This window comes from Sphingopyxis sp. (genome assembly GCF_965279755.1).
Lineage (GTDB): Bacteria > Pseudomonadota > Alphaproteobacteria > Sphingomonadales > Sphingomonadaceae > Sphingopyxis.
The window spans coordinates 205,302-222,476 of sequence record NZ_OZ257261.1 but is presented as its reverse complement, the minus strand read 5'-3'; the positions used below and the strand labels follow the sequence as shown (position 1 = coordinate 222,476).

The 17,175-nt window shown below is 65.2% G+C and carries 18 protein-coding genes; 12 read left to right on the top strand and 6 right to left on the bottom strand.

Annotated elements, in window-relative coordinates:
- Window positions 1–8: 8 nt before the first annotated feature.
- From lepB to pyrE, 4 genes are all read right to left on the bottom strand, one after another.
- Window positions 9–866: a signal peptidase I gene (gene lepB, locus ACQY80_RS01145; protein ID WP_428682802.1), complete on the bottom strand. Its 858-nt coding sequence runs from the start codon at window positions 864–866 to the stop codon at window positions 9–11.
- A gap of 2 nt (window positions 867–868) precedes the next feature.
- On the bottom strand, window positions 869–1,270 hold the full coding sequence (gene acpS / locus ACQY80_RS01140; protein WP_428682800.1) for a holo-ACP synthase: 402 nt from the start codon (window positions 1,268–1,270) through the stop codon (window positions 869–871).
- 121 nt (window positions 1,271–1,391) lie between these two features.
- Window positions 1,392–2,123, bottom strand: a complete 732-nt coding sequence (locus ACQY80_RS01135; protein ID WP_428682798.1) for a pyridoxine 5'-phosphate synthase — start codon at window positions 2,121–2,123, stop codon at window positions 1,392–1,394.
- A complete protein-coding gene (pyrE, locus tag ACQY80_RS01130) occupies window positions 2,120–2,704 on the bottom strand; it encodes an orotate phosphoribosyltransferase (RefSeq protein WP_428682796.1) in 585 nt (194 codons plus the stop codon). Before pyrE ends, ACQY80_RS01135 begins: the two co-directional genes overlap by 4 nt.
- A gap of 232 nt (window positions 2,705–2,936) precedes the next feature.
- On the opposite strand from pyrE, the gene coxB reads away from it, so the two are divergent.
- The 10 genes from coxB to ACQY80_RS01080 all read left to right on the top strand — a co-directional run bounded on the left by coxB (window position 2,937) and on the right by ACQY80_RS01080 (window position 11,738).
- Entirely contained in the window at window positions 2,937–4,067 is a 1,131-nt protein-coding gene (gene coxB, locus ACQY80_RS01125) for a cytochrome c oxidase subunit II (protein ID WP_428682794.1), read from the top strand.
- Window positions 4,068–4,083: 16 nt separating this feature from the next.
- Entirely contained in the window at window positions 4,084–5,757 is a 1,674-nt protein-coding gene (ctaD, locus tag ACQY80_RS01120; RefSeq protein ID WP_428682793.1) for a cytochrome c oxidase subunit I, read from the top strand.
- A 72-nt stretch (window positions 5,758–5,829) separates the two neighbouring features.
- Complete coding sequence (locus tag ACQY80_RS01115) at window positions 5,830–6,741, top strand: heme o synthase (RefSeq protein WP_428682791.1); 912 nt, start codon at window positions 5,830–5,832, stop codon at window positions 6,739–6,741.
- Complete coding sequence (locus ACQY80_RS01110; RefSeq protein ID WP_428682789.1) at window positions 6,738–6,893, top strand: hypothetical protein; 156 nt, start codon at window positions 6,738–6,740, stop codon at window positions 6,891–6,893. Before ACQY80_RS01115 ends, ACQY80_RS01110 begins: the two co-directional genes overlap by 4 nt.
- A 5-nt stretch (window positions 6,894–6,898) precedes the next feature.
- Entirely contained in the window at window positions 6,899–7,447 is a 549-nt protein-coding gene (locus ACQY80_RS01105; RefSeq protein WP_428685709.1) for a cytochrome c oxidase assembly protein, read from the top strand.
- Window positions 7,448–7,528: 81 nt separating this feature from the next.
- A complete protein-coding gene (locus ACQY80_RS01100; protein WP_428682787.1) occupies window positions 7,529–8,404 on the top strand; it encodes a cytochrome c oxidase subunit 3 in 876 nt (291 codons plus the stop codon).
- A 1-nt stretch (window position 8,405) separates the two neighbouring features.
- Window positions 8,406–8,792 carry a DUF983 domain-containing protein gene (locus tag ACQY80_RS01095; protein ID WP_428682785.1) on the top strand — a complete coding sequence of 129 codons (387 nt, stop codon included), beginning with the start codon at window positions 8,406–8,408 and terminating at the stop codon, window positions 8,790–8,792.
- A complete protein-coding gene (locus ACQY80_RS01090; RefSeq protein ID WP_428682783.1) occupies window positions 8,785–9,429 on the top strand; it encodes an SURF1 family protein in 645 nt (214 codons plus the stop codon). The genes ACQY80_RS01095 and ACQY80_RS01090 overlap by 8 nt, the downstream gene beginning before the upstream one ends.
- 28 nt (window positions 9,430–9,457) lie before the next feature.
- A complete protein-coding gene (thrC, locus tag ACQY80_RS01085) occupies window positions 9,458–10,855 on the top strand; it encodes a threonine synthase (RefSeq protein WP_428682781.1) in 1,398 nt (465 codons plus the stop codon).
- A gap of 4 nt (window positions 10,856–10,859) precedes the next feature.
- Window positions 10,860–11,738, top strand: coding sequence for a class I SAM-dependent methyltransferase (locus ACQY80_RS01080; protein ID WP_428685707.1), 879 nt, complete (start codon window positions 10,860–10,862; stop codon window positions 11,736–11,738).
- Window positions 11,739–11,851: 113 nt separating this feature from the next.
- Here the strand turns inward: ACQY80_RS01080 and ACQY80_RS01075 are convergent, their stop codons facing one another.
- Together ACQY80_RS01075 and ACQY80_RS01070 are read right to left on the bottom strand one after the other, a co-directional pair.
- Window positions 11,852–12,853, bottom strand: a complete 1,002-nt coding sequence (locus ACQY80_RS01075) for a diguanylate cyclase (RefSeq protein ID WP_428682779.1) — start codon at window positions 12,851–12,853, stop codon at window positions 11,852–11,854.
- A gap of 183 nt (window positions 12,854–13,036) precedes the next feature.
- Window positions 13,037–14,278 carry an MFS transporter gene (locus ACQY80_RS01070; protein WP_428682777.1) on the bottom strand — a complete coding sequence of 414 codons (1,242 nt, stop codon included), beginning with the start codon at window positions 14,276–14,278 and terminating at the stop codon, window positions 13,037–13,039.
- Window positions 14,279–14,499: 221 nt separating this feature from the next.
- Between ACQY80_RS01070 and guaB the strand changes: the two genes are divergently transcribed.
- Window positions 14,500–15,957: an IMP dehydrogenase gene (guaB, locus tag ACQY80_RS01065; protein WP_428682775.1), complete on the top strand. Its 1,458-nt coding sequence runs from the start codon at window positions 14,500–14,502 to the stop codon at window positions 15,955–15,957.
- 9 nt (window positions 15,958–15,966) lie between these two features.
- Window positions 15,967–17,157, top strand: a complete 1,191-nt coding sequence (locus ACQY80_RS01060) for an RsmB/NOP family class I SAM-dependent RNA methyltransferase (protein WP_428682773.1) — start codon at window positions 15,967–15,969, stop codon at window positions 17,155–17,157.
- Window positions 17,158–17,175 lie beyond the last annotated feature (18 nt).

Sequence of the window (17,175 nt, the reverse complement as noted above, 5' to 3'; positions counted from 1 at the left end):
CCTTGCTCCTATTTCGCGCTCTCATCATGCGCGGGGCGAAGGTTGGTTCCCGCGCGGCCCGAACGCAGGGCTTCGAACCAGCTCAGCGGGTTATACCATTGGGCCGTGCCATCGGTCGAAAAGCTGATGATTTCGGCGCGGCCGGCGATCGCGTCGAACGGCACCGGGCCGCCAAGACCCTTCTGCTCGACCGGAACGCGGCTGTCGGCGCTGCCGTCGCGGTTGTCGCCCATCAGGAACAGATGGTCGGCGGGCACTTTGACAGGCCCATAATCATCGGTGCGGTAACCCGGACCCATGTCGATCGTGTCGAAGGTCGCGCCGCCGGGCAGCGTCTCGCGCACGATCGGCAGTTCGAGCACTTCCTTGCCGTTCGCGCCTTGCGTGATGAAGCGACCAAGGCTGCTGTCGGGGCCGGGCATATTGGCATCGACGGGCACGCTCAGCATCGGCTGCACTTCGCGCTTGATCGGCTTGCCGTTGATGATCAGCGCACCGCCGCGCAGTTCGATCGTGTCGCCGGGCAGGCCGATCACGCGCTTTATATAGTCGATGCGGTTCACCGGATGCTCGAGCACGACGATGTCGCCACGCGCGGGCAGCTTGCCGAACCAGCGGCCCGATGTCTTCGGTGCCAGATGAAAGCTGACCGAGGCATAGGACCAGCCATAGGGATATTTGCTGACGATCAGCCGGTCGCCGTTGCGCAGCACCGGCATCATCGAATCGGATGGAATGTAAAAGGGCTTGGCGACGCAGCTATGGATGCCGAGCACCAGCAGCAATATCACCACGATGTCGCGGATCAGCTTGCCCCAGCTTCCCTCGTCCTTGCCCCCCGCTTTGGTCGTCGCGGTCTTCGTCATAGTCAGTCCTTGATTGCCTCGATGATGACGAATGCCTGCGCCCAGGGATGGTCGTCGGTCAGTGTCAGATGAATGTGGGCGCTATGGCCTGGCGGAATCATTTCCGCGAGCCGCGCCGCAGCGCCGCCAGTAAGGGCCAGCGTCGGCGCGCCCGAGGGCGCGTTGACGACGCCGATGTCCTTCATGAATACACCGCGCTTGAAGCCGGTGCCGACCGCCTTCGAAAAAGCCTCCTTCGCGGCGAAACGCTTGGCATAGGTTCCGGCACGTGTGAACGGCCGCCGCGCCGCCTTGGCGCGTTCGACATCGGTAAAGACGCGATTCTCGAACCGCTCGCCGAACCGGTCGAGCGAATTCTGGATACGCTCGATATTACAAAGGTCGGAACCGAGGCCGATGATCATGCCAAGCCCCTCGGGCCGTCATTGCGAGGAGCCGAAGGCGACGCAGCAATCTCCAGCCATCGTCCTTGCGCAATGCCGAGGGCTGGAGATTGCTTCGCTTCGCTCGCAATGACGAAATTCTTCATCCCCGCGCCTCGTCCATCAGGTCGCGCATCCGGCGTACCGCCGTCTCGAGCCCCGTGAAGATCGCCTCGCCGATCAGATAGTGACCGATATTGAGCTCGGCGAGCTGCGGGATCGCCGCGACGGGGATGACATTCTCATAGGTCAGGCCGTGGCCCGCGTGCGGCTCGATGCCATTCTTCCATGCGAGCGCGGCGGCATCGGCGAGGCGGCGCAGCTCGATGGCGCGCTCCTCGCCGTCGACATGGGCGTAGCGGCCGGTGTGAAATTCGACGACCGGCGCCCGTAGCCGCATCGCCGCTTCGATCTGACGCGCGTCGGGTTCGATGAACAGGCTGACGCGGATGCCCGCATCGTTCAGTCGCGACACGATCGGCGCGAGATGATTATGCTGCCCTGCCGCGTCGAGTCCGCCCTCGGTCGTGCGCTCTTCGCGCTTTTCGGGGACGATGCATGCGGCATGCGGCTTATGGCGCAGTGCGATCTCGACCATCTCGTCGGTTGCCGCCATTTCGAGATTGAGGGGCAGGGTGGTCGCCGCCTGGATGCGCGCCAGATCGTCATCGCGGATATGGCGCCGATCCTCGCGCAGATGCGCGGTGATTCCGTCGCCGCCCACCGCCGCGACGATCTCCGCCGCGCGCACCGGATCCGGATGATCGCCGCCGCGCGCGTTACGGATCGTCGCGACATGGTCGATATTGACCCCCAGACGCAGCCGCTGGCTCAATTCGCGCGGCTCCCCGGCTTGATCGCCTCGGTGCCGGCGAGCTCGGGCGGCAGATCATCGGCGGCATAGGTCGGGAAATTGATCGCGACGAGCGGATAGAAGGGAACGCCAAGGTCGATATTGCTGCCCGCCGAGCGATCGACGAGCGCGGCTTCGGCGACGACGTCGCCGCCGGCGGCGCGCACCGCCTCCATCGCTTCGCGCGAAGACAGCCCGGTGGTCACGACGTCCTCGACCATCAGCACCTTGGCGCCGGCGGGGATGGCGAAGCCGCGGCGCAGTTCGAAGGTGCCGGTCGGCCGCTCGACGAAAATCGCCGGCTTGCCGAGCGCGCGGCCCATTTCATGGCCGATGATAACGCCGCCCATCGCGGGCGAGACGACCAGATCGATCGCCTGGCGCAGGTCGCGCGGCAGCTTGGCCGCGAGCGCGGAGGCGAGGCGTCCGGCACGCTCGGTGTCCATCAGCACGCGCGCGCACTGGAGGTAATATTCGCTGTGGCGGCCGGAGGAGAGCAGGAAATGCCCCTGCAGCAGCGCGTCAGCGGCGCGGAACTCGGCCAGGATTTCATCATCGGTCATGGGAGATTTTGTCTTTTGTTCCTGTTGCCGTCCGGATCGAACGGTCCTGTTTCGGCGGCGAAGATTTGCCAGCCGTAAAATAGTGTTAGAGATGCTTGAGGCAAGCGGCAAGCGGGTCTATAGCGCCCGCGAGATTCAGCCTTGGGGACGGCTGCCGTGACGCATGTCCGGTGTCCGCACAATGGGGTTGGGGCATCATAAAGAACAACAGGCAACGGGCGGCACAATTCTTATGAAGAGCTTGAAAACCCTTGTAATCGCAGCGGCTTTGTCGCTCGGCGCGGCGGGGGCCGCGCATGCCGCGGCTCCGGTGGCGGCACCTGCCGCAGCGCCGGCCGCGACGACCGAAGCGACTCCGGCTCCGGCCGCTCCCGCTCCCGCTGCAGCGCCGACCGCCGCCCCGGCGGCTCCCGCCGACGCGGCGAAGGCTGCGGTGCCTGCGGGCGATGCGACCTATGTGCCGATGAAGCCGACCCCCGGCGTGGGTCAGCCCGTCGATGCCGGCATCAATTTCCAGCCGCAGGTCACCCCGATCGGCGAACAGGCTTATTGGTTCAACCATGTGATCCTGCTGCCGATCATCACGGTGATCTCGCTCTTCGTTCTCGGCCTGCTGCTCTGGGTCGTCGCGCGTTACCGCGCCAAGGCGAACCCGGTCCCGTCGAAGACGACGCACAATACCTTCATCGAAGTGATCTGGACCGCGATCCCGGTGCTGATCCTCGCGCTCGTCGCGGTCCCGTCGATCCGCCTGCTCGCGGCGCAGTATGAACCGCCGAAGAAGGATGCGCTGACGATCAAGGTCACCGGCTACCAATGGTATTGGGGCTATGCCTACCCCGACCAGGGCATCGGTGAATATGTCTCGAAAATCCTGACCGAAGATCAGGCGAAGGCCGCCGGCGAGCCCTATCACCTCGCGGTCGACAATCGCATGGTCGTTCCCGTCGGTCGTCAGGTAAAGCTGATCATCACCGGCGCCGACGTGATCCACAGCTTCGCGGTTCCGGCTTTCTGGACCAAGATGGACGCGGTCCCGGGCCGCGCCAACGAAACAACCTTCACTCCGACCAAGGTCGGTGTCTACTACGGCCAGTGTTCGGAGCTTTGCGGCGTCGATCACGGCTATATGCCGATCGCGGTCGAAGTGCTGCCGGTCGACAAGTGGGAAGCCTGGGTGCGTTCGAAGGGCGGCAACCCCGCCGGTCCGACGCCCGCCGCTGCCCCGGCAGCCGCCGCGCCGGCGCCTGCCGGCCCGGTCCCGGCAACGACGACCGAAGCTCCGGCCGCCGCGCCGGCTGCCGCCACGACCGAAGCAGCGCCGGCTGCGGCTCCCGCCGCCGCCCCGGCCGCCAAGAAATAATCAAGGGGTCCGACAGATGACCGATATTGCAGCGACTGCACCCGCGCACGGCCACGACCACGCGCACGATCACGACCATGATCACGACACGCCGAGCTTTTTTGTCCGCTGGTTCATGTCCACGAACCACAAGGACATCGGCACGCTTTACCTGATCTTCGCGATCATCGCCGGCATCGTCGGTGGCGCCCTTTCGGGCATGATGCGTCTCGAACTCGCGCATCCCGGCATCCAGTATCTGGGAACGGTTTCCCAGTGGCTGGGCGGGGCCAGCGATCTGACCGCCGCAAAGCATTTCTGGAACGTCATGATCACCGCGCACGGCCTGATCATGGTCTTCTTCATGGTCATGCCCGCGATGATCGGCGGTTTCGGCAACTGGTTCGTGCCGTTGATGATAGGCGCGCCCGACATGGCGTTCCCGCGCATGAACAACGTCAGCTTCTGGTTGACTGCGGTTGCCTTCGTCATGCTGTGCGGTTCGCTGTTCGTCCCGGGCGGCAGCGGCAATGGTGCCGGCACCGGCTGGACGGTCTATGCGCCGCTCTCGACGAGCGGTTCGGTCGGACCCGCGGTCGACATGGCGATCTTCTCGCTCCATCTTGCGGGCGCGGCATCGATCCTCGGTGCGATCAACTTCATCACCACCATCTTCAACATGCGCGCGCCGGGCATGACCCTGCACAAGATGCCGCTGTTTGTGTGGTCGGTGCTCGTCACCGCCTTCCTGCTGCTGCTCGCGCTGCCGGTTCTCGCCGCCGCGATCACCATGCTGCTGACCGACCGTAATTTCGGCACCACTTTCTACGACGCGACGGGCGGCGGCGATCCGGTGCTCTATCAGCATCTCTTCTGGTTCTTCGGCCACCCCGAAGTGTACATCATGATTCTGCCGGGCTTCGGCATCGTCAGCCAGATCATCTCGACCTTCAGCCGCAAGCCGGTGTTCGGCTATCTCGGCATGGCCTATGCCATGGTCGCGATCGGTGTCGTCGGCTTCATCGTGTGGGCGCACCACATGTTCACCGTCGGTATGAGCGTGAACCTCAAGATGTACTTCACCGCCGCGACGATGGTCATCGCCGTTCCGACGGGCATCAAGATCTTCAGCTGGATCGCCACCATGTGGGGTGGTTCGCTGAGCTTCAAGACCCCGATGGTCTGGGCGCTCGGTTTCATCTTCATGTTCACCGTGGGCGGTGTCACGGGCGTCGTTCTGGCGAACGGCGGCGTCGATACCGCGCTGCACGACACCTACTATGTCGTCGCGCACTTCCACTATGTGCTGTCGCTGGGCGCGGTCTTCTCGCTCTTCGCCGGCTTCTATTACTGGTTCCCGAAGATGTCCGGCCGGATGTACAGCGAAGTCCTTGGCCAGTTGCACTTCTGGGTCTTCTTCATCGGCGTGAACGTCATGTTCTTCCCCCAGCACTTCCTGGGTCAGCAGGGCATGCCGCGCCGGTATCCGGACTATGCGGAAGCCTATGCCTATTGGCACCTGGTCTCGTCGTGGGGCTATGTGATCATGGGCGTCGGGATGGTGTTCTTCTTCGTGAACATCATCTACTCGCTGTTCGCGGGCAAGAAGGCGGCCGACAATCCGTGGGGTGAAGGCGCGACGACGCTCGAATGGACGCTGTCGAGCCCGCCGCCGTATCACCAGTTCAACGAACTGCCCCGGATCGCGTAAGACTATCGCCTGATCGGTTTCGCCCCCTGCTAATCTTCGGCAGGGGGCGTTTCCCTTAAGGCCGGAGCAAATATGGCGCAGAGCCTGACCCATGGCGAAACGGCGCTTCCCGCCGACTGGCGCGACCTGTTCGCGCTGACCAAGCCGCGCGTGATGTCGCTTGTCGTCTTCACGGCGCTCTGCGGCCTGCTTGCGGCACCGGGCAGCGTTCATCCCGTGCTCGCCTTCTCGTCGATCCTCGCGATTGCGTTGGGGGCAGGGGCGTCGGGCGCGCTCAACCAATGGTATGAGGCCGGCCTCGACGCGAAGATGAAGCGCACCGCCGGGCGGCCGCTGCCCGCCGGCCGCCTCGACCCGCAGACCGCGCTGCAATTCGGCGTCGGGCTCGCGGCCTTCTCGGTCTTCCTGATGCTGTTCGCCGCCAATTGGCAGGCGGCAGTGCTGCTGACCGTCTCGATCCTCTTCTATGTCTTCGTCTACACGATGTGGCTGAAGCCGCGGACGCCGCAGAATATTGTCATTGGCGGAGCTGCGGGCGCCTTTCCGCCGCTGATCGGCTGGGTCGCCGCGACGGGCAGCGTCGCGCCGTTGCCGCTGCTGCTGTTCCTGCTGATCTTCCTGTGGACCCCGCCGCATTTCTGGGCGCTCGCGCTATTCGTGCGGTCGGACTATGCCGCCGCGGGCATTCCCATGATGCCGGTCGTCGCGGGAGAGACTTCGACACGCCGCCAGATCCTCTTTTACGCGCTGATCATGGCGGTCGGCGCGATCGCGCCTTGGCCGCTCGGCTATACCGGTGCGCTCTATGGCTGGACCGCCGTCGTGCTTTCGGCGATCTTCGTCGCGCTCTCGATTCAGGTCGGCACGCGCCGGACGGGCGAGGGCGATCTGATGCAGCCCGAAAAGCGCCTGTTCGCCTATTCGATTGCGTATCTTTTCATTCTGTTCGGCGCGGTCGTCGCCGACCATTGGTTCCCGCTATGAACAACGAAACGCCCCCCGAACCGCAGCCCTTCGACGAGAAGGAATATCGCCGTCGCCAGCGCAGCCGTGCCAATCTGATGGGCTGGCTGCTCGGCGGATTGGCCTTCCTCTTCTTCTTCATCACGATCGCGCGCATGGTGGTGCCCAAGTGAAGGTGATGTCGGCCAATGCGAAGACCGCGTCGCTCGCCACGCTGCTTGCCGTCGCGATGGTCGCGCTCGGCTTCGCCGCCGTACCGCTCTACAATCTCTTCTGCCGCGTGACCGGCTTCGGCGGCACGACGCAGCGTTACGATCCCGTTGCAGCGGCCGAAACGCCAAAGATTCTCAGCGACACCATTTCGGTGCGGTTCGACGCCAACGTCTCACCAAAGCTGCCGTGGAAATTCTATCCCGAGCATCCGACCGACACGGTCAGCATCGGCGCGCGCGATATGGCGATTTTCATCGCGCAGAATGATTCGACGCATCCGGTGGTCGGCACGGCCAGTTTCAACGTCACGCCCGACGCGGCGGGCAAATATTTCACCAAGATCCAGTGCTTCTGCTTCACCCAGCAAACGCTGAAAGCAGGGGAGCAGGTACGCATGCCGGTGCTGTTCTTCGTCGATCCGAAGATCAAGGACGACCCCGACGCGCGCGACATCGAAGAAATCACGCTCAGCTACACCTTCCACCCTGTAGACGCGGATAAAAACGCGAGCTAAGGCCGCGATCAAAGAGTCTTACCAAGGACCGGCGGGTGGTGGGGAAACCATCAAGCTGGGGCAAAAAACGGGAACTGTGACATGGCCGGTGCCAAACAACATGACTATCACCTCGTAAACCCCAGCGTCTGGCCGCTGATCGGTTCGGTCGCCGCGCTGGTGATGTTCTTCGGCCTCGTGATGGCCATGCACGCCGATTATTTCGGCGGCGCCGGCAAATGGGTGCTCGGCCTCGGCTTCATGGGCGTAATCGCCACCTTCTTCAGCTGGTGGTCGGACGTTATCAACGAAGCGCATGCCGGTGATCATACGCCGGTCGTCCAGCTTCACCTTCGCTACGGCATGATCCTGTTCATTGCCTCGGAAGTCATGTTTTTCGTCGGCTGGTTCTGGGCCTGGTTCGACTTCTCGCTCTTCCCGGTTCCGGTCGAAATCGTCGATGGAGCCGTGACCAGCCTGTTCGGGCAGGACGGCGCGACCGCCGCGACGATCTGGCCGCCGAAGGGCATCCACGTCATCGACGCCTTCTCGCTGCCGCTGCTCAACACGCTGATCCTGCTCTGCTCGGGCACGACGATCACCTGGGCGCACCACGCGCTGATCCACGGCGACCGTGAAGGCCTGAAAAAGGGGCTGTGGCTGACGATCATTCTGGGCGCGCTGTTCAGCTGCATTCAGGCCTATGAATATGCCGAAGCGCCGTTCCCGTTCGGCACGATCAACTATACGTCGGCCTTCTATATGGCGACCGGCTTCCATGGTTTCCACGTGCTTGTCGGGACGATCTTCCTGATCGTCTGCCTGGTTCGCACCTACAAGGGCCACTTCACCCCGACCCAGCACTTCGGCTTCGAAGCTGCTGCCTGGTACTGGCACTTCGTCGACGTGGTGTGGTTGTTCCTCTTCATCATCGTCTACGTCTGGGGCGGCTGGGGCGCGCCGGTTGCCGCGCACTAAATTGTCGCAAGACAAACAAGCACAAAAGGGGCAGCCGCCGATCTGGCGCGCTGCCCTTTTCGCGACCTGTCCCGAATGCGGGACTCCGGGGCTGTTCGACGGCCCCGTGGCCTTTCGCGATCGCTGCGCTTCGTGCGGGCTCGATTACAGCCGCTACAATGTCGGGGATGGCCCTGCGGCCTTCCTGACGCTGATCATCGGTGCGCTGCTGATTGCCGTGGCGCTCGGGCTCGACAGCGCGCTGCATCCGCCGCTGTGGGTTCATATCATCCTGTGGGTGCCGCTGACTGTCGCTGCCGTGGTTTATGGCCTGCGCGTCGCCAAGGCGGCGCTGCTCGCCAGTGAGCATCAGCGCAAGGCTGCCGAAGGAAAGATGAGCGATGACTGAGCCTGCCCCGGAGGCGCCGCGTCGCTGGCCGGTCATCCCGACCATCATCGTGTTTTGCGCCGTCGCGGTGATGATTGCGCTCGGCGCCTGGCAGTTGCAGCGCAAGGGCGAGAAAGAAGCGCTGATCGCGCTCTATCAACGCAACATGGCGATGTCCGCGCTCGTCACCTATCCCAAGCTGCCGCCGGTCGCCGATGCGATGCTGTTCCGCAAGTCGAGCGTGGTGTGCCTCGAACCCATCAAATGGGATCCGCGTAGCGGCAGCGACCGCACGGGAAAGACGGGTATTCGCATGATCGCGGATTGCCGCACGGGCGCCGAGGGGCCGGGCGTGCTGATCGATGTCGGCACCTCCGACGATTTTACGCCGCCGCAATGGAGGGGTGGAACGGTGCAGGGGACGGTCGTTCCGGGCCCCGAGCAGCCGACGCTGATCCAGCGCCTGACTGGCGGCGCCGTGCCCGCGCGCGCGATGCTCGTCGCCGACACGCCGGTGCAGGGCCTGCGTGCCAGCGCGGTGCCGTCGGGCGCCGATGTGCCGAACAACCATCTCGCTTATGCGGTGCAATGGTTCATTTTCGCCGTTGCGGCGCTGATTATCTATATCCTTGCGGTGCGGCGCCGCTTGCAGCGGTGACGGCGCGCCGTTAGGGCGCATTCCCGTCATGGAATATATCAGCACCCGCGGCTCCGCGCCGACCCTCGACTTCCGCGCCGCCACGCTCGCCGGCCTCGCCAGCGACGGCGGCCTCTATGTCCCGGCGAAATGGCCGCAGATGTCGGTGGCGGACATTCGCGCGCTCGCCGGGCTCGACTATGTCGAAACTGCGGTGCGCGTGATGGCGCCCTTCGTCGCGGGCGTGCTGACCGAAGACGAACTGCGCGACCTGTGCAAGGCGGCCTATGGCCGTTTCAGCCACGACGCGATCACGCCGCTCGTCCAGCTCGATCATCGCCACTGGCTGCTCGAGCTGTTCCACGGTCCCACGCTGGCGTTCAAGGACGTTGCGCTGCAACTGCTCGGCCAGTTGTTCGAAAAATTCCTTGCCGGCGGCGACACCGACATCACCATCGTCGGCGCGACCTCCGGCGATACTGGATCGGCCGCGATCGAGGCGGTCGCAGGCCGCGAGCATATCCAGATCTTCATGCTCCACCCCGAGGGCCGCGTCAGCGACGTGCAGCGCCGCCAGATGACGACGGTGCTCGCCCCCAACGTTCACAACATCGCGATCGACGGCAGCTTCGACGACGCACAGGCGATGGTGAAGCGGCTGTTCGGCGACGCCGACGCCCGCAGCCAGGTGACGCTGTCGGCAGTCAACAGCATCAACTGGGCGCGGCTGATGGCGCAGGTGGTCTATTATTTCTATGCCGCCGTCCGTCTCGGCGGCCCCGATCGCCCGGTGGCGTTCAGTGTGCCGACGGGCAATTTCGGCGACGTGTTCGCGGGCTATGTCGCGGCGCAGATGGGTCTGCCCATCGCGCGGCTCGTCGTTGCGACGAACGTCAACGACATCCTCCATCGCGCGCTGACCAGCGGCGACTATAGCGCCGGCAGCGTCACGCCGACCGCGACCCCCAGCATGGATATTCAGGTCAGCAGCAATTTCGAACGGCTGCTCTTCGATCTCTCGGGCCGCGATGGCGGTGCGATCACCGGCATGATGGGCGAGTTCGACGCGAACCGTGCGATGACGATCCCCGCCGATATGCTGCGCAGCGCCCATGGTCTTTTCTCCAGCGCCCGCATCGACGGCGACGGCATGACGCTCGCGCTCCGCTGGGCGCAGGAGCATGGCGGGCAGATCATCGATCCGCACAGCGCCGTCGGCCTTGCAGCCGCTCGCGAGCTTCAGATCGATGCCGACATCCCGGTCGTCACCCTCGCGACCGCGCACCCGGCGAAGTTCCGCGAGGCAGTCGAGCGCGCGACGGGCGTGCGCCCGCCGCTTCCCGCGCGCCTCGGCAACCTGTTCGAGCGCGAAGAGCGCTATGTGAAGCTTCCCGGCGACTATGACGCGGTGAAGGCCCATATCCTTGCGGAAGCTGCCCGTGGCTGACCTTCTGCCTCTGGTGACGCTCGTCGGAGAAGCTTGGGACGATTATGGGCTGATCGACAGCGGCGGCGGCCGCAAGCTCGAACGCTATGGCCGTTTCCGCTTCATTCGCCCCGAACCGCAGGCGATGTGGCACCCCGCGCTGGCACAGAATGAGTGGGACAAGGCCGACGGCGAGTTCGTTCCCGCGTCCGACGACGATGGCGGCGGCCGCTGGTATTATAACAAGCCCGTGCCCGCCGAAGGCTGGCCGCTCGGCTGGAACGAGACGCGCTTCACCGCGAGTTGCACGCCTTTCCGCCATCTCGGCTTCTTCCCCGACATGGCGCCGGTGTGGGACTGGCTGCGTGCGCAGATTGCGGGCAAGCCTGATCCGGCCTTCCTGAACCTCTTCGGCTATACCGGCGTCGGCAGTCAGGCTCTGGCTGCGGCGGGTGCGTCGGTCACGCATGTCGATGCCTCGAAGAAGTCGGTCTCTCAGGCGCGGGAGAATGCCGAACTCGCGGGTATGACCGAGCAGCCGATCCGCTGGATCGTTGACGATGCGGGCAAGTTCACTGCGCGCGAAGTGCGCCGCGAAAAACGCTACGACGCGATTCTGCTCGACCCGCCGAAGTTCGGTCGCGGCCCTAATAACGAACGCTGGCAACTCGAAGAGGGGCTGGCGCCGCTGCTCGCCGATTGCCGCCAGCTGCTCGATGCCGACAGTCGCGCGTTGTTCCTGACCGTCTATGCGGTGCGGATGTCCGCGCTCGCGATCGGCGAGTTGCTTGCGCAGCTTTTCGCCGATTTGCCGGGCAAGGTCGAATGCGGCGAACTCGCGGTGCGCGAAGAGGCGCGGGGGCTGCTGCTCCCGACGGCGATCTTCGCGCGCTGGAGCCGTTGACGCTCTGATTTAACGGCACCGGCCCGCCCCCCACCCGGCTTCCCTAATGATAGTAACCTAGGGAATCCGGGTGGGGAGCGGGCCGGTGCCGCCTTCGCCGTCAGGCGAAGAAATCAGAGCTGCGCCAGTTCGATGCGGTTGCGGCCGCTTTCCTTGGCGCGATAGAGCGCGTCGTCGGCCGCTTTCAGCGCCGAGCGTGCATCCCCGAAGCCGAAGACATCGGCCACCCCGCCGGAGAAGGTGATCTGGCCGAACGGCTCGTCGGTCTTGCGGTTGATCAGGCGGCGATTGGCTAAGGATTCGCGTGCTTGGTCGAGCTTCTTTGCCGCCTCGCTCGGCGGCAGGCCGCGGAACAGCATCACGAATTCCTCGCCGCCGTGACGCGCGACGTGGCAATGGTCGTTCGAGATATGCGCGAGCGTGTCGGCGATCAGCTTGATGACACGGTCGCCAGCCTCATGGCCGTGGGTGTCGTTGACTTCCTTGAACTTGTCGATGTCGCAGAAGGCGACCGACAGCGGTTCGCATGAGGCGCGGGCTTCCTCATAATGGCGTTCGAGCAGCACTTCGAAAGCGCGGCGGTTCGGCAGACCGGTAAGATAGTCGACCTCGGCATCGCGCTTGGCGCGGGCGAGGCTGCGGCGCAGCGAGCGGGCTTCGTCCTCGCTCTTGCGCATTTCCTCTTCGGCGTGGCGCGTGCGTTCGAGCATCACCTTGGCGATGTCGGCAAGGTGCGAGACAAGCTCGCCGGTTTTCTGCACTTCTTCCAGGTCGCTGACATGTTCTTCGAGCTTGGTGCCATATTCGCTGGTCGCGTTGCGCGCGGCCTTGGTGTTCGTCTGGAAGGTTTCGAGGTTCGATTCGAGGCGGGCGACCATGCGATCGAGTTCGGCGCTGTCGGGCTGGATCGGTTCCTGCTGCGCCAGCTCGTCGAGCCACTGTTGGGTGATGCCTTCGCCGCTTCCGGCGCGCGTCGCGATCTGCCGCGCAAGCCGCGGGTTGATGCCCGAAAAGGCGCTGTGCGCGATCAGCAGGTTCGTCGCGGTGACGTCCAGATCGTGATCGAGCAGGAAGGTGCTGATCGCGCCGACCAACTGATGGCGCGTCTCGCGCATCAGGTCGTGCGTCGCGGCCGATCCTGTGGGGCGTTCATCCCCACGGGCGTCGCCTTGCGCGCTCCGTAATCCTAGCCAGCCCAGGAGCCGCCCTACCGGCTCGTTCGAAGATGTCGCATGTGTGGTCATGCGCCATTTAACGGGCGCCTCGGGACGCTGTTTAAGGGCGGCGGGAAAAAATGCTTAACGGTCGACGCGGCCCTCGTCGCGGCCCGGCATCGGCGCCAGAAATGGCAGGAGCAGAGCGGTCAGTACCAGCCATCCGCTCGACGCGATCAGCGCGCCGGAAAGCGACCAGAGGTCGGCGAGAAGCCCGAACAGATAGGCGCCGAGCGCCATCGCGCCGAAGGTCACCGCCTGATAGATCGACAGGCAGCGGCCGAGGATCGCTTCGGGCGAGCGGAGCTGCATCGCGACGTTGAGCGTGGTCAGCGTCGATACCCAGGCGAGGCCCGCGACGAAGGTCGAAGCCATCACCGCCGGGACCGACGTGGCGAAGGCCATCGGGATCAGGGCCGCCGCGAATATGATCGCCGATACGCTGACGATCCGGTCGCTGCCCCAGCGGCGGCGTAGCCCGCCGACCCACAGGGCCGCAAGGATCGACCCCGCGCCGAAGGTGGCAAGGCAAAGGCCATAGATCGTCTCGGTGCCGTGTAGCCGGTCACGGACCAGCGCCGGAAGCAGCGCCTGAAAGCCGATCGCCGCCAGTCCGAAGGCGAAGCCGCGGATCAGGATGCGGCGCACCGGGTTCGACTGGATGCAGAAGCGGACCCCGGTGCCGATCGCCGCGAGCATCGGCGTGCGCTTTGGCGGTGTTACTTCGGGATGCCAGCGAAGCAGGACGATGATCAGCGCGAGATAGCTGATCGAGTTAAGCGCGAAGGCGGGCGCGGGGCCGGTGACCGAGATTAGCAGCCCGCCCAATGCCGGCCCAACGCTGCGCGCGAGGTTGAACGCGATGCTGTTGAGGGCGATCGCCTGCGGCAGATCTTTCGGTTCGACCTGTAGTCGCACCGACGCCTGCCACGCCGGGCCGTTGAGAGCGGTGCCGCAGCCGACCGCGAGCGTGAAGAAAAGCAGCAGCAGCGGAGAAATTACCCCCATCCACGTCGCGGTCGTTAAGGCCGCCGAAATGACGAGCATGCCGCTTTGCGCCGCGAGCATGACGCGGCGGCGGTCGAAATTGTCGGCGATCGCGCCGGCGAACACGCCGAGCAGCAGGATCGGGATCGTCGCGCCTGCCTGAACGAGCGCAATCAGCTGGTGCGACGTCGTCAGCTCGGTCATCAGCCACGCGGCACCGACCGACTGGATCATCGACCCCATGTTCGACGCCAGATTGGCGATCCAGATCGCGCGGAATGTCGGATAGCGGAACGGCGCGAGGGAAGATGGCGGGGAAGGGGTCTCGGTCGCGCTCACAAATCAATCGCCTAGCCATCGAAGGGGTGAGTCGCAATCGGGGGCGGCATGATTTTGTGCGGTGAAGAGCGCGGCGCGACCTCGCGCGGACCGTGAAATATTCGTGCTTCCCCCACTGGCGCGCTTGGCGCCGACTGGTTACATGGGCCGCCACCAAACGAATCGCGTGTGCCGCCCCGAACGCGGGGGCTGGCGCCGCCCGCATGAGAAAGTGGCACTCCATGGAAATCATCACCGGCCTGACATTCGACGACGTGCTGCTGGTGCCGGGGCCGTCGGACATACTGCCGTCGGACGCCAATCTCTCGACGCAGCTCACCAGCGAGATCAGCCTCAACATTCCGATCCTGTCGTCGGCGATGGACACGGTGACCGAGGCCGACATGGCGATCCTGATGGCGCAGATCGGCGGCATCGGCGTGCTGCACCGCAACCTGACGATCGAGGAACAGGCCGCAGCGGTACGGCAGGTCAAGCGCTTCGAAAGCGGCATGATCGTCAACCCGATCACCATCACCCCCGACGCCCCGCTGTCTTATGCGACCGCGCTGATGGACCAGCACAAGATTTCGGGCATCCCCGTGGTCGAACCCGGCGGCAAGCTCGTCGGTATCCTGACCCACCGCGACGTCCGCTTCGCCGACAATCCCGGCCAGCCCGTGCGTGAGCTGATGACCGCAGACAATCTCGCGACCGTCCGCCCCGGTGTCGGACAGGATGAAGCGCGCAAGCTGCTCCACCAGCGCCGGATCGAAAAGCTGCTCGTTGTCGACGACGACTATCACTGCATCGGTCTGATCACCGTCAAGGACATGGAAAAGGCGGTCAATTTCCCCGAGGCGACGAAGGACGGCAACGGCCGCCTGCGCGTCGCCGCGGCGACCAATACCGGTGATAGCGGCATCGAGCGTGCCGAGGCGCTGCTGGAAGCCGAATGCGACCTGATCGTCGTCGATACCGCGCACGGCCACAGCAAGGGCGTCGGCGCGACGGTCGAAAAGATCAAGAAGCTGTCGAACCGCGTTCAGGTGCTCGCCGGCAACGTCGCGACAGGCGACGCGACCAAGGCGCTGATCGACTGCGGCGCCGACGGCGTGAAGGTCGGCATCGGCCCCGGCTCGATCTGCACCACGCGCGTAGTCGCCGGCGTCGGCGTGCCGCAGCTCACCGCGATTCTCGACAGCGTCGAGGCGGCGTCGAAGCTCGGCGTTCCGGTGATCGCGGACGGCGGCCTTCGCACCTCGGGCGACATCGCCAAGGCGCTTGCGGCGGGCGCGTCGAGCGTCATGGTCGGCTCGCTCCTCGCGGGCACCGCAGAGGCACCGGGCGAAACCTTCCTGTTCCAGGGGCGCACGTACAAGAGCTATCGCGGCATGGGCAGCGTCGGCGCGATGGCGCGCGGCAGCGCCGACCGCTATTTCCAGCAGGACATCAAGGATCAGATGAAGCTGGTCCCCGAAGGCATCGAGGGGCAGGTGCCGTTCAAGGGCCCCGCGAAGGACGTGATCCACCAGCTCGTCGGCGGCGTGAAAGCGGCCATGGGCTACACTGGCAGCCGCACCCTCAAGGATCTGCGCGAGCGCGCGAAGTTCGTGCGGATCACCAATGCGGGCCTGCGTGAAAGCCACGTCCATGACGTTGCGATCACGCGTGAGGCGCCGAATTATCCGGTCGGCTGAGGCCGCCCGATGAGGACGGCAGCGCGCGTTCAGGCGGCGATCGAGATTCTCGACGCCATCGCCGCCTCGGCGCGCGAGGGCGGGGCACCTGCCGATAGCCTGTTCTCCACCGCGATGCGCGAGCGACGCTATGCGGGCTCGAAGGACCGGCGAGCGATCCGCGCTTATGTCTATGACGCGATCCGCGCCGTGCGCTCGGCGCCGGTATCGGGCCGTGCGGCGATGCTCGCGCTCGCCGATGGCGATCCCGAACTGGCGGCGCTGTTCGACGGGTCGGCCTATGGCCCCGCGCCGATCGCGCCCGACGAACCGCGCGCAGAGACAGGGCTTGCCGCGCAAGCGCTCATTGATCTCTTCGACTCCCTTGTCGGCGAAGACGAATATGGCGCGATGCTCGACCGCGCGTCGCTCGACCTGCGCGCCAACCGTATCAAGGCGGCCGCTGCCGATCTCGCTGCGCATTTCCCGGAAGGCGAGGCCATCGCGGGTGTGCCCGACGGTTGGCGTCTTCCGCCCGAAACCGCGGCCGCGCAGCATGCCGCTTACGCAGACGGGGCGTTCGAGGTGCAGGACGCCGCAAGCCAATATGCTTCCGCCGCGCTCGACGCCGCGCCGGGGCAGGCGATTGTCGATCTCTGTGCGGGCGGCGGCGGCAAGACGCTCGCCATCGCCTCGCTGACCGGTGACGGCTCCGATATCCTTGCCTGCGACACCAATCGTGCCCGCCTGCAACAGCTTCCGCCGCGTGCCGAGCGCGCCGGCGCGACACGGATCGAAACGCGGCTGCTCAATCCGGGGCAGGAACTCGACATGCTCGCCGAATGGCGCGGCAAGGCCGACCGCGTCTTCGTTGATGCACCCTGCTCGGGCAGCGGCACCTGGCGGCGCAGTCCCGAACTTCGCTGGCGGCTCACCCCGGCGCGTCTGGAACGTCATCTGGCCGATCAGGCGAAGCTGCTCGCGATCGGTGCCGATCTTGTGGCGCCCGGCGGCAAACTCCTTTATGCGGTGTGCTCGATCATCGCGCGCGAGGGGCGGGCCCAGGTGGACGAGTTTCTGAAGCAAAATCCCGGCTGGACGGCCGACGGTGGCTATCTGCCGGGCGGTATCGGCCGGGCGGCGGGGCACGGATTTCTGCTCACCCCGGCGCACGACGGCTGCGACGGATTTTTTCTCGCACGGCTGACACGCGCATGTTAGCATCGCCCCAATGAAGAA

What these genes read in the sequence shown, in the direction of transcription:
- lepB (WP_428682802.1), bottom strand. Translation starts at nt 866, where the DNA reads ATGACGAAGACCGCGACGACCAAAGCGGGGGGCAAGGACGAGGGAAGC.
- ACQY80_RS01115 (WP_428682791.1), top strand. Translation starts at nt 5,830, where the DNA reads ATGGCGCAGAGCCTGACCCATGGCGAAACGGCGCTTCCCGCCGACTGG.
- guaB (WP_428682775.1), top strand. Translation starts at nt 14,500, where the DNA reads ATGGAAATCATCACCGGCCTGACATTCGACGACGTGCTGCTGGTGCCG.
- ACQY80_RS01090 (WP_428682783.1), top strand. Translation starts at nt 8,785, where the DNA reads ATGACTGAGCCTGCCCCGGAGGCGCCGCGTCGCTGGCCGGTCATCCCG.
- thrC (WP_428682781.1), top strand. Translation starts at nt 9,458, where the DNA reads ATGGAATATATCAGCACCCGCGGCTCCGCGCCGACCCTCGACTTCCGC.
- coxB (WP_428682794.1), top strand. Translation starts at nt 2,937, where the DNA reads ATGAAGAGCTTGAAAACCCTTGTAATCGCAGCGGCTTTGTCGCTCGGC.
- ACQY80_RS01075 (WP_428682779.1), bottom strand. Translation starts at nt 12,853, where the DNA reads ATGCGCGAGACGCGCCATCAGTTGGTCGGCGCGATCAGCACCTTCCTG.
- ACQY80_RS01100 (WP_428682787.1), top strand. Translation starts at nt 7,529, where the DNA reads ATGGCCGGTGCCAAACAACATGACTATCACCTCGTAAACCCCAGCGTC.
- ACQY80_RS01110 (WP_428682789.1), top strand. Translation starts at nt 6,738, where the DNA reads ATGAACAACGAAACGCCCCCCGAACCGCAGCCCTTCGACGAGAAGGAA.
- acpS (WP_428682800.1), bottom strand. Translation starts at nt 1,270, where the DNA reads ATGATCATCGGCCTCGGTTCCGACCTTTGTAATATCGAGCGTATCCAG.
- pyrE (WP_428682796.1), bottom strand. Translation starts at nt 2,704, where the DNA reads ATGACCGATGATGAAATCCTGGCCGAGTTCCGCGCCGCTGACGCGCTG.
- ctaD (WP_428682793.1), top strand. Translation starts at nt 4,084, where the DNA reads ATGACCGATATTGCAGCGACTGCACCCGCGCACGGCCACGACCACGCG.
- ACQY80_RS01105 (WP_428685709.1), top strand. Translation starts at nt 6,899, where the DNA reads ATGTCGGCCAATGCGAAGACCGCGTCGCTCGCCACGCTGCTTGCCGTC.
- ACQY80_RS01060 (WP_428682773.1), top strand. Translation starts at nt 15,967, where the DNA reads ATGAGGACGGCAGCGCGCGTTCAGGCGGCGATCGAGATTCTCGACGCC.